This window comes from Bradyrhizobium sp. JHI2711 (assembly GCF_056156565.1).
Genome location: NZ_JBPZPT010000001.1, coordinates 904035 through 918567 on the forward strand (window position 1 = coordinate 904035; position 14533 = coordinate 918567).

11 protein-coding genes are annotated in these 14533 nt (G+C 66.0%); 8 read left to right on the forward strand and 3 right to left on the reverse strand.

Going from position 1 to position 14533, the window contains the following annotated elements; translation table 11 throughout:
• Window positions 1–20 precede the first annotated feature (20 nt).
• On the reverse strand, window positions 21–1316 hold the full coding sequence (locus ACTEK7_RS04320; protein WP_225125561.1) for an N-acetylmuramoyl-L-alanine amidase: 1296 nt from the start codon (window positions 1314–1316) through the stop codon (window positions 21–23).
• A 705-nt stretch (window positions 1317–2021) separates the two neighbouring features.
• Between ACTEK7_RS04320 and ACTEK7_RS04325 the strand changes: the two genes are divergently transcribed.
• Both ACTEK7_RS04325 and ACTEK7_RS04330 read left to right on the forward strand, forming a co-directional pair.
• Window positions 2022–5129 (forward strand): Rne/Rng family ribonuclease, encoded by a 3108-nt coding sequence (locus ACTEK7_RS04325; RefSeq protein WP_225146733.1) that lies wholly within the window; start codon window positions 2022–2024, stop codon window positions 5127–5129.
• 66 nt (window positions 5130–5195) lie between these two features.
• Window positions 5196–6428 (forward strand): NAD(P)/FAD-dependent oxidoreductase, encoded by a 1233-nt coding sequence (locus tag ACTEK7_RS04330; protein ID WP_225146732.1) that lies wholly within the window; start codon window positions 5196–5198, stop codon window positions 6426–6428.
• 10 nt (window positions 6429–6438) lie between these two features.
• Here ACTEK7_RS04330 and ACTEK7_RS04335 read toward each other — a convergent pair whose 3' ends face one another.
• Both ACTEK7_RS04335 and ACTEK7_RS04340 read right to left on the reverse strand, forming a co-directional pair.
• Entirely contained in the window at window positions 6439–6996 is a 558-nt protein-coding gene (locus ACTEK7_RS04335; RefSeq protein WP_225146790.1) for a biotin transporter BioY, read from the reverse strand.
• A gap of 92 nt (window positions 6997–7088) precedes the next feature.
• The gene (locus ACTEK7_RS04340) at window positions 7089–8276 is read right to left on the reverse strand and encodes a pyridoxal phosphate-dependent aminotransferase (protein ID WP_036033636.1); all 1188 of its coding nucleotides are present in this window, start codon (window positions 8274–8276) and stop codon (window positions 7089–7091) included.
• 205 nt (window positions 8277–8481) lie between these two features.
• On the opposite strand from ACTEK7_RS04340, the gene ACTEK7_RS04345 reads away from it, so the two are divergent.
• The 6 genes from ACTEK7_RS04345 to accC all read left to right on the forward strand — a co-directional run bounded on the left by ACTEK7_RS04345 (window position 8482) and on the right by accC (window position 14491).
• Window positions 8482–9882: a M48 family metalloprotease gene (locus ACTEK7_RS04345; protein WP_225146731.1), complete on the forward strand. Its 1401-nt coding sequence runs from the start codon at window positions 8482–8484 to the stop codon at window positions 9880–9882.
• Window positions 9883–9979: 97 nt separating this feature from the next.
• On the forward strand, window positions 9980–10747 hold the full coding sequence (locus ACTEK7_RS04350; RefSeq protein WP_225146730.1) for a DsbA family protein: 768 nt from the start codon (window positions 9980–9982) through the stop codon (window positions 10745–10747).
• Window positions 10748–10956: 209 nt separating this feature from the next.
• A complete protein-coding gene (locus ACTEK7_RS04355; protein ID WP_225146729.1) occupies window positions 10957–11832 on the forward strand; it encodes a DUF1236 domain-containing protein in 876 nt (291 codons plus the stop codon).
• 226 nt (window positions 11833–12058) lie between these two features.
• Entirely contained in the window at window positions 12059–12526 is a 468-nt protein-coding gene (gene aroQ, locus ACTEK7_RS04360; RefSeq protein WP_225146728.1) for a type II 3-dehydroquinate dehydratase, read from the forward strand.
• 35 nt (window positions 12527–12561) lie between these two features.
• Entirely contained in the window at window positions 12562–13050 is a 489-nt protein-coding gene (gene accB, locus ACTEK7_RS04365) for an acetyl-CoA carboxylase biotin carboxyl carrier protein (protein WP_036000059.1), read from the forward strand.
• 82 nt (window positions 13051–13132) lie between these two features.
• Window positions 13133–14491: an acetyl-CoA carboxylase biotin carboxylase subunit gene (accC, locus tag ACTEK7_RS04370; protein WP_057029059.1), complete on the forward strand. Its 1359-nt coding sequence runs from the start codon at window positions 13133–13135 to the stop codon at window positions 14489–14491.
• Window positions 14492–14533 lie beyond the last annotated feature (42 nt).

A 14533-nucleotide genomic window follows, 5' to 3' on the forward strand; every position in this document is an offset into this window, starting at 1 on the left:
GCCGGGAGGAACAAACCGGCTCAGTTCGACGTCCCCGCCGTGGCCATCCGCTTGGTCAAAAATCCATCGATCGCCTGGGCCATCGAGCCCACGGCGCGGGAGCGCCAGCCCTCGGAGACCAGCTGCTCGAGATCGCCCTTGTTGGAGACGTAGCCGATCTCGACCAGCACCGATGGCACGTCGGGCGCCTTCAGAACCCGGAAGCCGGCGGATTTCAGGGGATGCTTGTGCATCCGCACCGTCTGCTTCATTTCGCTCATCAAATGGCGGGCGAAACGGTTTGAAAAGGTGCGGGTTTCCCGCTGCGTGAGGTCGATCAGGATGTCGGCGACGTCGGTCGGCTCCTCCGCGAGGTTGAAGCCGGCGATCGCATCGGCGCGGTTCTCCGCATCCGCCAGCCGCTGGGCCTCGGCGTCGGACGCCTTGTCGGAGAGCGTATAGATGGTCGCGCCCTGCGCATCCCCTTCCGCCCGCGGCAGCGCATCGGCGTGGATCGAGACGAACAAGGCCGCCTTGAGATTGCGGGCGATCTTGGTGCGGTCATTGAGCGGAACGAAGGTGTCGTCGTCCCGCGTCATGACCACGCGGTACTTGCCGGCTTTTTCCAGCTTGTCGCGGAGCGCCAGGCCAAAGGCCAGCACCAGGTTTTTCTCGCTCTCGCCGCTCGACTGCGTCCCGTTGTCGATGCCGCCGTGGCCGGGATCGATCACCACCACCGGTCGAGTATCGGCCTTCTGCTGCGCGCCATCCGGGGCCGCGGCACTGGGAACCGTGGCGGGCGGCGCTTCAGCGATCGCGGGCCGCAGCTCGGGACGGTTTTCGGGGGCACGTGACGACACGAAGGCGGTGCGGTCGACCTCCTCCAGCTCGAGCACCAGCCGGGCCGGTTGGCCGTTGGCCGCCTCCAGCACGTATGATTTGGCGATCTTCGCCGGTCCGGTCAGGTCGAACACGATTCGAGAGCCGCCGGGCATGACGAGCCCGTAGCGGAAGGCCTTGACCAGCCCCCGCCCCCCACTTCCGGTCCCGGCGGGCAGCTGAAAATTGACCTGCGGCACGTCCACCACCACGCGGTAAGGGTCGGCCAGCGTGACGGCGCGGAAGGTGACGGTCTGGTCGAGGTCGAGGATGAAGCGGGTCTGCTTGCCGTCGCCGGCCAGGCGGGCGGCCGAGGCGACCGGAAAATTCGCCGCAACGGCAGCAGGTTGCAGCCGGCTCTCGGCGGCGATCAGGCGCGCGGAATCGGCACAGGGCAATGCCGCAGTGCACAGCAACACGCCTCCCAGCAAAATCCGTCGATTTGTGCGGCTCGCCACCGATTCCGTGCCTCCGAGCAGCTCTCTTAACGCAATAGAACCACAGGGTTAATCGATCCTTAATGACGGAAACGCGAAACTCGCCGACTGTGACCGCCGTGCGACGCTCCCTTGCACGGATGGCTCATTCCTCGTATGTACGGAATGCTGACGGCCGATATTTCCGGTTGTGTCGCATTCAGCCTCCCGGTGCAGCGCCGGAACTCTCAAGGTTTGAGAATTCCAGCGTTTTCCACTTCCCTCTATGACCAGCGCGGTGCGCGGCAGCGAGGTGGAGCGGGTCAAGCCCCGGCGGCGGACGGTCTCGGGCTACCACTCATGTTGCCGGGACGGTTCTGACAGCGGCGTAACCCATTACCCGGTCCCTTGACCCCAAGGGGGCGGTTCGTGATCCCCAAGGCGAGCGCGCTCGCGCCGTGCCTGGCCAGCAGCAACTGATTGAAGGGCGGCCTCGCCGCCCAGTGTTTCATACGGGCCGACGCTTGATGCGCCAGACTGTGCCGACGAAATCTGAAGGAGCATTCGCGACGCTGCGGAGTGACAATCCCGTGCGTCGCAATGGTCCTGAAGCTTCCGGTTCGGCAAGGCGCGAGAGACGGCGTTTCGGCCTTCCCCTCACCCCCGAATCAGGTGGACCGTCGCGTCACCCGCCGGCGCGATACGCGCCCACGGCTTATCGCGTCCGCCGCCGCCAAGAGTTAAGACATGCCCAACAAGATGTTGATCGATGCCACCCACCCGGAGGAGACCCGGGTCGTCGTGGTCCGCGGCAATCGCGTCGAAGAGTTTGATTTCGAGACCGCGCAACGCAAGCAACTGCGCGGGAATATCTACCTCGCCAAGGTCACAAGGGTCGAACCCTCGCTCCAGGCTGCTTTCGTCGAATATGGCGGCAATCGCCACGGCTTTCTCGCCTTCAGCGAAATCCATCCCGACTATTACCAGATCCCGGTCGCCGACCGGCAGGCGCTGATCGAGGCCGAGGAACAGGCCCATCGCGAGGCCGAGGAAGAAAGCGAGAACCGCTCGCACGGCCGTCGCCGCTCGCGGCATCGCAACGCCCGCCGCCGCGGTCATGGCGAGCGCGTGCGCAGCGACATCGTCGAAGGTCTCGAAGCCGGCGCCGATCCCGCCGCCCAGCCGGTCGAAGGCGCCGCGCTGCCCGAGCATGCCGAGGGCGAGCATCTGCACGCCGATACGGAGCATCATGGCGAGCACGAAGGCCACGATCCCGATCATGGTGACCATGATCATGACGAACATCGTCATGCCCGCGATGACGAGCACGATCACGCTCACGATGATGCCCACGGCCGCGAGGACGAGCGCGATCATCACGATCATGATCACGCCGACGAGACGCCCGCGCCTGTCGCGGCGGTCGGCGCCGAGCCCGCGGTCGAGACCGCTGCCGAGCCGCAGCCGGCGTCAACCTTCGACGTTCCCGCTCCAGAAGCTCATGCCGCGGAAGCGCAGGCGGAGCCTCTGGCCGAAGCCGTGACATCGGCCGCCGAGCCGGCCGAGGCCATCTACGCCGCCGGCGAAGGCACTGAAGCCCCGCATGCGGACGCCGGGGAAGCAGCCGAAGAGGATGACGAGGACGAGGACGGCGAGGATGCCGAAGAGGAAGTCGTCGAATCCGTCGGCGGCGACGACGTGCTGGAGGAAGTGCCGGAGCGCACCTTCCGCCCGCGCCGCCAGTACAAGATCCAGGAAGTCATCAAGCGCCGCCAGGTGATGCTGGTTCAGGTCGTCAAGGAAGAGCGCGGCAACAAGGGCGCGGCGCTGACGACCTACCTCTCGCTCGCCGGCCGCTACGCCGTCCTGATGCCGAACACCGCACGCGGCGGCGGCATCAGCCGCAAGATCACCAGCGCGCAGGACCGCTCGCGCCTGAAGGAAGTGGTGCAGGACCTCGACGTGCCCGAGGGCATGGGCATCATCCTGCGCACCGCGGGCGCCGCCCGGACCAAGCCCGAGATCAAGCGCGACTTCGAATATCTGATCCGGATGTGGGAGACGGTGCGCGACCTCACGCTGAAATCGCAGGCCCCAACCCTCGTCTACGAGGAAGGCTCGCTGATCAAGCGCTCGCTGCGCGACCTCTACAACAAGGAGATCGACGAGATCCTGGTCGCCGGCGAAGCCGGCCACCGCGAGGCCCGCGACTTCATGAAGATGCTGATGCCCGCCAATGTCGGCGCGGTGAAGCAATATCGCGACGGCCAGCCGCTGTTCTCGCGCATGGGCGTCGAGAGCCAGCTCGATGCGATGTTCTCGCCGACCGTGCAGCTGCGCTCCGGCGGCTACATCGTCATCAACCAGACCGAGGCGCTGGTCTCGATCGACGTCAACTCGGGACGATCGACGCGCGAGCACCATATCGAGGACACCGCGCTCAAGACCAACATGGAAGCGGCTGAAGAGGTCGCCCGCCAGCTCCGGTTACGCGACCTCGCCGGCCTGATCGTCATCGATTTCATCGACATGGACGAGAAGCGCAACAACCGCGCGGTCGAGCGCAAGCTGTCCGATTGCCTCAGGCAGGATCGCGCGCGCATCCAGGTCGGCCGCATCTCGCATTTCGGCCTGCTCGAGATGTCGCGCCAGCGCATCCGCGCCAGCGTGCTGGAATCCTCGACCGATCCTTGCCCGCATTGCGGCGGCACCGGCCACGTCCGCTCGGTGTCCTCGGTGGCGCTACAGCTCCTGCGCGGCCTCGAAGAGATCCTGATGAAGGGCGCGACCCACAATCTCGTCGTCCGCACCCGCACCGACGTCGCGCTTTATGTGCTGAACCACAAGCGCGGCCATCTGCGCGATCTCGAGAACGGCTTCAAGGTCACGCTGTCGGTGATCGCCGACGCGAGCGTCAGCGGCCCGCAGGCCTATGTGATCGACCGCGGCGAGCAGGTGCATACGCTCGAAGCCGCCAAGGCGCTGCTCGTTGCGCAAGCCGCTGCGAGCCCGCCGCCACCAGCCGAAGAGGCCTATGACGACGAGGACGTCTTCGACCTGGAGACGGAATCCGAGGTCGAAACCGACGAGACCGAAGGCCTTGCCGACGAGCAGGCTGGCGGCGAGGCAGCCTCGGAGCAGGACGGCCAGCGCCGCAAGCGCCGTCGACGCCGGCGCGGCCGCGGCGGCCAGCGCGAAGGAGAGTTGCGCGAGGATACGGCGCCGACCGTGCCTGAGCCCGCGATGATCGCCGGCGAAAGCGAGGAGGAGACCGAGGCCGAGCAGGACGGTGAGGAAGGCGAGGAACAGGCGGCCCGTGGCGAACAGCAGGGCAGCGGTGATCGCCGGCGCCGGCGTGGTCGCCGCGGCGGTCGCCGCCGTCGCGGTGGCGGCGAGGAAGGTCTTGCCGGCTCCATCAGCGACGAGCTCGGCACCAACCCGCCGCCGGAAGCTGCCGATGCAGTGGCCGATTTCGACGGCCTCGGCAGCCAGGCTTCGCCCTCGATCGCGCAGGCCGAGCCGACCGGCGAGCCGCAAGTAGCGGAGCCTGAGCCGCACGCCGAGATCCGGACCGAGGCGCCGGCCCAGCCGGAGCCCGCTCCCACCGCGACGACCGCAACGCCGGACGAAGAGCCAGCCGGCGACAGGTCCGCGCGGCGCCGCTCCACCGTGCGCGAAAAGGTGAGCTTCCTGGCGAACAGCCAGGCGGAGCCCGCAACGCCGGCGGCGGAGGCGATCGAGCCGGTTGCCGCACCCTCGCCGGCACCTGAGCCCGCAGCGGAGGCGGCAAGCGAAACCCCGGCCGCCCCACGTCGTGCCGGCTGGTGGTCACGCCGTTTCGGCGGCGGCGAGTAAAGGCACAAATGGAATTGAAACCGCCCGGCCCAACCGGGCGGTTTTGATTTGATGAGGTCAGTTACGATGCAAAGCGCGATCATTCTCGGCGGCGGCATGGTGGGCGTCGGCGCCGCGCTGCATCTGCAGCGGCGCGGCTGGTGGGTGACGCTGATCGATCGCAGGGAGCCGGGCCGCGAGACCAGCTACGGCAATGCCGGGATGATCCAGGCCGAAGCGGTACGCCCCTATCCGATGCCGCGCGACCTCGCTTCGCTTTTGAAGATCGCGACCGGCCGCACCAACGACGTGCGCTACAGCCTCTCCTCGCTGCATCTCCACATCGAGCCCCTGCTCCGCTATTGGTGGCATTCGGCGCCGAAGCGACATCGCGAGGCGATCGAGGCGTGGGCACGGCTGATCGCCTACGCAACGGCCGAGCACGACACCCTGATCCGCGAGGCGCATGCCGACAATCTCATCCGCCGCGCCGGCTACCGAGCGCTGTTTCGCGATGCCGCTTCGTTGGATCTCTCGGTCAAGGCTGCCGAGGAAGATCAGCGCGAATTCGGCGTGAACTACCGCGTGCTGTCGGGCAGCGAGCTTGCCAGGGCCGAGCCGATCCTGCGCGATGATCTCCCGGGAGCGATCCACTGGCTCGACACCTGGACCGTGTCCGATCCCGGCGCGCTGGTCACGGCCTATGCCGAGTTGTTCGCGCGCCTCGGCGGCAGGATCGTGCTCGGTGATGCGCAGTCGCTGCGACAGACCGCGACTGGCTGGTCGGTGGACACCGATCAGGGCCGCATCGACGCTGCCCACGCCGTCGTGACGCTCGGGCCGTGGTCGCCTGATTTATTGTACAAATTCGGCTATCGCATCCCGCTGGTGCGCAAGCGCGGCTACCACATGCATTACAGCGGCGGCGCTTCGCTCGACCTGCCGCTGGTCGACAAGGCCCGTGGCTACGCCATGGGGCCGATGGCCAGGGGAATCCGCATCACCACCGGCGCCGAATTGACCGGCGCGGACGCACTCGCAACACCAGTGCAGCTCGCCAGCGCCGAAGCCTCGGCGCGCGAGCTGATCGACCTCGGCAAACGGGTCGAGCCGGATCCGTGGTTCGGCACGCGGCCCTGCACGCCCGACATGCTGCCGGTGCTCGGCCCCGCCCCGCGCCACCCCGGCCTCTGGATGAATTTCGGCCATGGCCACCAGGGTTTTACGCTGGGACCTGCGACCGGGCGCCTGCTCGCGGAAATGATGAGCGGCGAAACGCCCGCGGTCGATCCCACGCCGTACCGGCCCGAGCGATTTTAGCGAGCGCGTCCTATCCCCGACGCTCGACAATCCGGCGCGCCGCCGGCATCAGGGTCGCGCCGAGCGCATTCTTGACCAGCGAGGCCGCGATGAACGGCACGATGCCGACCTGCCAGGCCTTGGTGGCGCCGAGACCAAGGCCGAATGCCAGCCAGCCGAATCCGGTCGCGAGAATGACGATGTGCCCAACAGCCATCGCCGCAAACAGCAGCATGACGCTGCGATCCCAGCCGCGCTCGGCGAGCCAACCGGTCGCGAACGCGGCCACAACGAAACCGAACAGATAGCCCGCGGTCGGGCCGACCAGCGGCGCGATCCCACCCACGGGACCGGCGAACACCGGAAGCCCGATCGCGCCCTCGGCGAGGTAAGCGATCATGGTCGCGCTGCCGAGGCGCCAGCCATAGGCGGCGCCGATCATCAGCACCACCAACGTCTGCAACGTCATGGGCACGTAAGGCAGCGGCAGATTCACCTTGGCCGACAGCGCCATCAACGCCGTGCCGAGCGCGACCAGCACGACGGCACGCAGCGCGCCGACGGCTTCGCCCGGTCGCGTCGGCCACATCAATGCGGCGAGAGAAGAATGTGGCGTAGCGGCGGACGGGACGGAACGGTCTGACAAGCTGAACTCCGGAAGGCTGAAGAAAACGGGCGCAGTTATTTAAGCCACTCAGCAATCCGGTCAACTGCCTCACGCATCTCCCCTGGCGAGCGCGCATAGGAGAAACGAATGAACGAGCGGCCATGGATGGGATCGAAATCAAGGCCGGGCGTTGCCGCCACGCGCGCCTGCTCCAGCATCTGCTTTGCGAATTCGAAACTGTCGGCGGTGAAGTCCGAGACGTCTGCATAGAGATAGAAGGCGCCGTCGGCCGGCAGGAATTTCGTCAGTCCCGCCTTGGGCAAACCATCGATCAGGACGCGCCGGTTTTCCTGGTAGCCGTGCTTGATCTCCTCCATCTCGGCCGCGCCGTCGAAGGCGGCCTCCGCCGCGATCTGCGACAGCGCCGGCACCGAGATCGAGAGGTTCTGCTGCAGCCGCTCGATCGGCCGCACAAGGATCTCGGGCACCACCATCCAGCCGACGCGCCAACCGGTCATACAAAAATACTTCGAGAACGAATTGATCACGAGCGCGTGCTCGGACAGCGCGGCCGCAGTCACGGCCGGAAACGCGTAATCGAGCCCGTGATAGATCTCATCGGAGATGAAGCGGATGCCGGCATCTTCCGCGGCCGCGATCAGGCCGGCGAGCGCTTCACGGGACATCATCGTGCCCGTCGGATTGGCGGGGCTGCCGACCAGAACACCCTTCAGCGGCGCCTTGCGATGCGCTGCGAGCAGGGCCTCGCCGGTGAGCGCGTGACGCGTTTCGTTCGTGGTCTCGATCAGCACCGGCTCGCAGCCGAGCGCGGTCAGGATGTGTCGATACGGCGGATAGCCCGGCACCGTCACGGCGACACGATCGCCAGGTTCGAACATCGACAGAAAGGCCAAGATGAAGCCGCCCGACGAGCCCGTCGTCACCACGATCCGCTCGGGGCTGACATCGCAGCCATAGGCGTCGCGATAATGGCGCGCGATGCGCGCGCGCAAGGAAGGGATGCCGAGCGCGGACGTATAGTCGATTCGTCCGGCCTCGAGCGCCGCATGGGCGGCCGCGATCGCGGTCCTGGGCGCGCCGGCCGCGGGCTGGCCGACCTCCATGTGGATCACATGACCGCCGGCGGCCTCGATTCGGGCCGCCGCGGCCATGACGTCCATCACCATGAACGGGGGAACATCGCTGCGGCGGGAGGGCTCGAGCCACTGCCCCAACCGGTTCCTCAATGTCGCGTCGTGCATCGATTTCTGCTATTGGCTGGCGAACCGGTCCGTCCGGTCCGTAAACGGGGCGCTTGTGCCCCAGACTGGCCGCATTGTACGGCTCATAAGGGCACCGCTCACAAGGGCATATCGCGTATCCGGTCCGCCGCCAATCGCCAAAACCAATCACTGAACTGCTTGACCAAGACCACTTGACCAAGCCCCTTTTGACCAAGACCGCTTGATGTCGCTCCAGATCGCATTGCGCAAGAAGGCCTCCGCCCTCACCGCCCTCGTCACGGCCACGGCGATCGCGCTGACGCCGTTCACGGCCGCGCGCGCGCAGGCCAAGGGGCCGCCGGTCCTGCGCGACACCGAGACCGAGCAGCTGCTCCGCGAATACACGCGTCCGATCCTGCGCGTTGCGGGTCTGGAGAAGCACAACATCCAGATGGTGATCATCAACGACGGCTCGTTCAACGCCTTCGTCGCGGATGGTCGCCGCATCTTCGTCAATTGGGGCGCGATCCTGCAATCGGAGACGCCGAACCAGATCATCGGCGTGCTCGCGCACGAGACCGGACATCTGGCCGGCGGCCATCTGTCCAAGCTGCGCGAGCAGCTCTCCGCCGCCCAGACCCAGATGATCATCGCGATGCTGCTCGGCGCCGGCGCGATTGCGGCCGGCAGCACCCAGCGCAGCAGCGCAGGCAATAACGGGCTCGCCAATGCTGGCGCGGCCGCCATCGCCGCTCCGCAGGAGGTGATCCGCCGCACGCTGCTGTCCTACCAGCGCCAGCAGGAGGAGAATGCCGACCGCGCCGGCGTGAAATTCCTGGCTGCGACCCAGCAATCGCCCAAGGGCATGTACGAGACGTTCAAGCGCTTCACCAGCGAGAGCCTGTTCGCCGCGCGCGGCGCCGATCCCTATCTGCAGTCGCATCCGATGCCGGCCGAGCGCGTCGCCGCACTACAGGAGTTCGCAAGCTCCAGCCCCTACTGGAACAAGAAGGACGATCCCGCGCTCCAGCTTCGGCATGACATGGTCCGCGCCAAGATTTCCGCCTTCATGGAGCGGCCGGAGACGGTTTACCGCCGCTATCCCCAGACCAACGACAGCCTGCCGGCGCGCTATGCCCGCGCCATCAGCACCTATCTGCACGGTGATCTGCGCAGCGCGCTCGCCCAGATCGACGCGCTGATCCAGGTGCAGCCGAACAACCCGTATTTCTACGAGGTGCGCGGCCAGGCGCTCCTGGAAAGCGGCAAGGCGGCCGAAGCGATCGCTCCCTTGCGCAAGGCCGTCGCCCTCTCGAACAACGCCCCCCTCATCGAGATGTTACTTGGGCAGGCTCTGGTCGGAACCGATAATAAGGCCTACACCGACGATGCCGTTCGGATTCTCCGCGCCGCGGTGGCCCGGGAGCCGGAGGCGGCGCTCGGTTATACCCAGCTCGCGATGGCCTATGGCCGGAAGGGAGATTATGCGGAGGCAGATCTCGCCTCGGCCCAGGCCGCATATTTGCGCGGCGACAACAAAACCGCCCGCGAGCTTGCCACGCGCGCGAAAACACGTTTCGCCGTCGGCACCCCCGGATGGGTCAAGGCCGACGACATCGTTGCGGCGAAGCCGCCGCGCAACTGACGCAAACTCGAACGACGCCCGACCACGACGTCACGACACCGTGCTTGAATCCGCCGGGACGTTTCTCGAAACCTGCTTTGGATAAGAGGATTTGACTATGCCTTCGCTGCGCCTGCTCGCTCCTGCCCTGTTCGCGCTCGCCATGTTCGGCGCAGCCGTGCCCGCCTCGGCCGACAGTTTCTCCGACAGCCAGCGCACCGAGATCGAGAAGATCATCAAGAACTATCTCGTCAGCCATCCCGAGGTGCTCGAGGAGGCCATGGCCGAGCTCAGCAAGCGCCAGGCCGCGGCCGAAACGCAGAAGCACCAAGCCAGCATCGCGCAGAACGCCGAGGCGATCTTCAACTCGCCACGCCAGGTCGTGCTCGGCAACAGGGACGGCGACGTCACCTTCGTCGAGTTCTTCGACTACAATTGCGGCTATTGCAAGCGCGCGATGGACGACATGCTGACCATCATGAAGAGCGATCCGAAGCTGAAGGTGGTGCTGAAGGAATTTCCGGTGCTGAGCCAGGGCTCGGTGGAAGCGGCGCAGGTCGGGGTCGCCGTGCGCATGCAAGATCCCTCCGGCAAGAAATATCTCGACTTCCATCAGAAGCTGCTCAGCGGCCGCGGCGCCGCCGACAAGGCCCGCGCGATGCAAGCCGCCAAGGAAGCCGGTCTCGACACGGCTCGCATCGAGAAGGACATCGCCAGCCCCGAGGTGCGCGCCACCCTCGAGGAGAATTTCAAGCTTGCCGAAGCGATGGGCATGAACGGTACGCCGAGCTACGTGATCGGCAAGCAGATCGTGATCGGTGCCGTCGGTGTTGAAAGCCTGAAGGAGAAGATCGGCATTGCCCGTTGCGGCAAGGCGACCTGCTGATCACAGTTTTACGATAGCGAGAACACAAAAAGGCCGGCAGACATGCCGGCCTTTTTTCTTGCGCTGAACGTTGGCGCCTTCGTGCAAAGTCATTCATCTGGCGTTCAACAAACAAAAGCCGCGGAACAGTCGAAGTTCCGGAACAACTCAAATCCCCTTTCGTTGTCGGCGCGGGCAATGACGCGAATGAACACGTGAGGAGAATTTCGATGTTGAACCGCTTTATGATTTCGGTTGCCGCAGTCGCGCTCGTCGCGGGCACTGGCCTCGCGAACGCGCAGGGCAATATGGGCCGCGACAGCGGCGGCGGCGCCGGTGGCGCGCAGATGCAGCATTCGCAGCCTTCCGGCGGCGCGGCTGAGCGCGGTGGCTCGATGAGCCAGGACAAGGGGACCGTTGGCCAGGCCGGCGGCTCCGGGACGATGAAGTCCGAAGACAAGTCCGGCGCGATGAAGGACGAGCGCCCCTCGGGCGGCGCGATGAACAAGAACGCGGCCGAGGACAAGTCTGGTACCACCAAGGGCCAGCGCACCGATGATCGCGCGCAGGGCCAGATGGACAAGTCCCAGCAGGACAAGTCCAAGAGCATGAGCCAGGACACCAGCAAGTCCGGTGCTAAGGACCAGAAGGACATGAAGGCTGAGGGCAGCAAGAGCGGCACCTCGACCACCGAGACCCGACAGGGCACCGGCACGAGCACCAACCAGAATGCTCAGGGCCAGACCGGCACCAGCACCAACCAGAACGTGCAGGGTCAGACTGGCACTAGCTCGACCCAAAACGCGCAGGGCCAGAGCTCGACCACGGTCGGCCAGGCCGGCGCCGCTGCCAAGCTTTCGACTGAGCAGCGCACGCAGATCACGTCCGTGATCCGCGAGCAGCGCGTCGCCCCGGTGACCAACGTGAACTTCTCGATCTCGGTCGGCACCCGCATTCCGCGGGAGGGCATCACCCTTCACGCCCTGCCGTCTCGGGTCGTGTCGATCTATCCGGAATGGCGGAGCTACAAGTATGTCCTGGTCCGGGAAGAGATCGTCATCATCGATCCGGACACCTACGAGATCGTGGCTGTGCTGAACGTCTAAGGCGGACACGGGCAATCTCAGGGGCGGGCAGCGATGCCCGCCCCTTTGCATGCGCCCGGCAGCCATGCTTCGGACTGGTTAACAAGCAATTTCCGTGGTTTCCGCACAGGTTTTTGCGCACTGGATGAGGTGCTTGAACCCAACCTCAAGGCCCTTCAAGGCTTCCCCTCACGCGCTTTGTTACCTATAACCCCCGCCACGCCGAAGCACCTCTTCCGGGATTGGAATGGCCGAACCTGCAACCGACACGATCCTCGTCCTGAACGGGCCGAACCTCAACATGCTGGGGACCCGCGAGCCCGACAAGTATGGCCATGCGACGCTGGCCGACGTCGAGGCGCTGTGCCGGGACACGGCCGCGACGTTCGGCCTGAAGGCGGACTGCCGGCAGTCCAACCGCGAAGGCGAGCTGATCGATTTCATCCACGAGGCGCATCGGCGCAAGATGAAGGGCATCATCATCAATGCCGGCGGCTATTCCCACACCTCGATCGCACTGCACGATGCGCTGCTCGCGGTGCAGCTTCCGACGGTCGAGGTGCACGTGACCAACATCCACGCCCGCGAGAGCTTTCGTCACCATTCCTACACCGCGCGCGCGGCTTTCGCCTCGCTCTGCGGTTTCGGCATCGAGGGCTACCGCCTCGCCATCCAGGGCCTTGCCGCCAAGCTCGGCATCAAGCCCAACGCCTGACGCTCCCTTCCAACAGAACATTCGGATCAAACAACATGGCGCGCCAGCCAGACGACAAAGCAGCCGCAAAGTTTTCCAGCGAGGATTCCGCGCTCGTCCGCGAGCTGGCACTTCTGCTCGATGAGACCAGCCTCACCGAGATCGAGATCGAGCGAGCGGGTCTGCGCCTGCGCGTTGCCCGCAACATCAGCGTTGCCGCGACCATGCCGATGCAGGTGACGGCTCCTCCGGCCGCCCTGCCGCTGGCAGCAAGCCCCGCGGCCCCTGCCGCGGCCGATCTGTCGAAGCATCCCGGCGCCGTGACCTCGCCGATGGTCGGCACGGCCTATTGGGCGCCGGAGCCGGGCGCAAAGCCGTTCATCGACGTCGGCACCAAGGTCTCGGTCGGCCAGACCCTGCTGATCATCGAAGCCATGAAGACGATGAACCAGATCCCCTCGCCGCGCGCCGGCACGGTGACGCAGATCCTGGTCGAGGACGGCCAGCCGGTCGAGTACGGCGAGCCGCTGGTGATCATTGAGTGACGCGAATGGGGAATAGCGAATAGCGAATGGCGTCAGCCTTCCCTACTCGCCATTCGCCACTCGCCATTCGCTGCAGGACAACATGTTCGACAAGATCCTCATAGCCAACCGCGGCGAGATCGCCCTTCGCATCCTCAGGGCCTGCAAGGAGCTCGGGATCGCCACCGTCGCCGTGCACTCCACCGCCGACGCCGATGCCATGCATGTGCGGCTGTCGGACGAGAGCGTCTGCATCGGGCCGCCGGCGTCCAAGGACAGCTATCTCAACGTGCCCGCCCTGCTCGCGGCGTGCGAGATCACCGGCGCCGATGCCGTGCATCCCGGTTACGGCTTCCTCTCCGAGAACGCGCGCTTTGCCGAAATCCTCGCCGAGCACAATCTGCACTTCATCGGCCCCAAGGCCGAGCACATCCGCCTGATGGGCGACAAGATCGAGGCCAAGAAGACCGCCAAGCGCCTCGGCATCCCCGTGGTGCCCGGCTCGGACGGCGCCGTCGGTCCCGACGACGATGCGATGGCGATCGCCAGGAAGATCGGCTTCCCCGTGCTGGTGAAGGCGGCGGCGGGCGGCGGCGGCCGCGGCATGAAGGTCGCGCACAGCGAGGCCGACCTGCAACTGGCGCTGTCGACGGCGGCCAACGAGGCCAAATCCGCCTTTGGCGACGCCTCGGTCTATCTGGAAAAATACCTGCAGAAGCCGCGCCACATCGAGATCCAGATCCTCGGCGATGGCCGCGGCGGCGCGATCCATCTCGGCGAGCGCGACTGCTCGCTGCAGCGGCGCCACCAGAAGGTCTGGGAGGAAGGCCCCTCGCCCGTGCTCGCCGCCGCCGCGCGCGCCAAGATCGGCGAGACCTGCGCGAAAGCGATGCGCGAGATGAAATATCTCGGCGTCGGCACCATCGAATTCCTGTTCGAGGACGGCGAGTTCTACTTCATCGAGATGAATACCCGCATCCAGGTGGAGCATCCCGTCACCGAGAGCATCACCGACATCGACCTCGTGCTGGAACAGATCCGCATCGCCGCCGGCGGCGACCTGCCGGCCAGGCAGGACGAGGTCCAGGTCATCGGCCATGCGATCGAGTGCCGCATCAACGCCGAGAATCCGCAGACCTTCCGCCCCTCGCCCGGCCGGATCCTGCAATATCATCCGCCCGGCGGCCTCGGGGTGCGGATCGATTCCGCCGTCTACCAGGGCTACACGATCCCGCCCTACTACGACTCCCTCGTTGGCAAGCTGATCGTGCACGGCAAGACCCGCGCCGAATGCCTGATGCGGCTGCGCCGCGCGCTGGACGAGATGGTGGTCGAGGGCATCGAGACCACGCTGCCGCTGTTCCGCGCGCTGGTGCGCGAAGCCGACATCATCAACGGCGATTACCACATCCACTGGCTGGAGCAGTACCTGGCCGGCAAGGTGGAACCAGCCCCGCGATAATCACGTCCTCTCATGGAACCCCTTGCCTCCAATCGCGTTCTG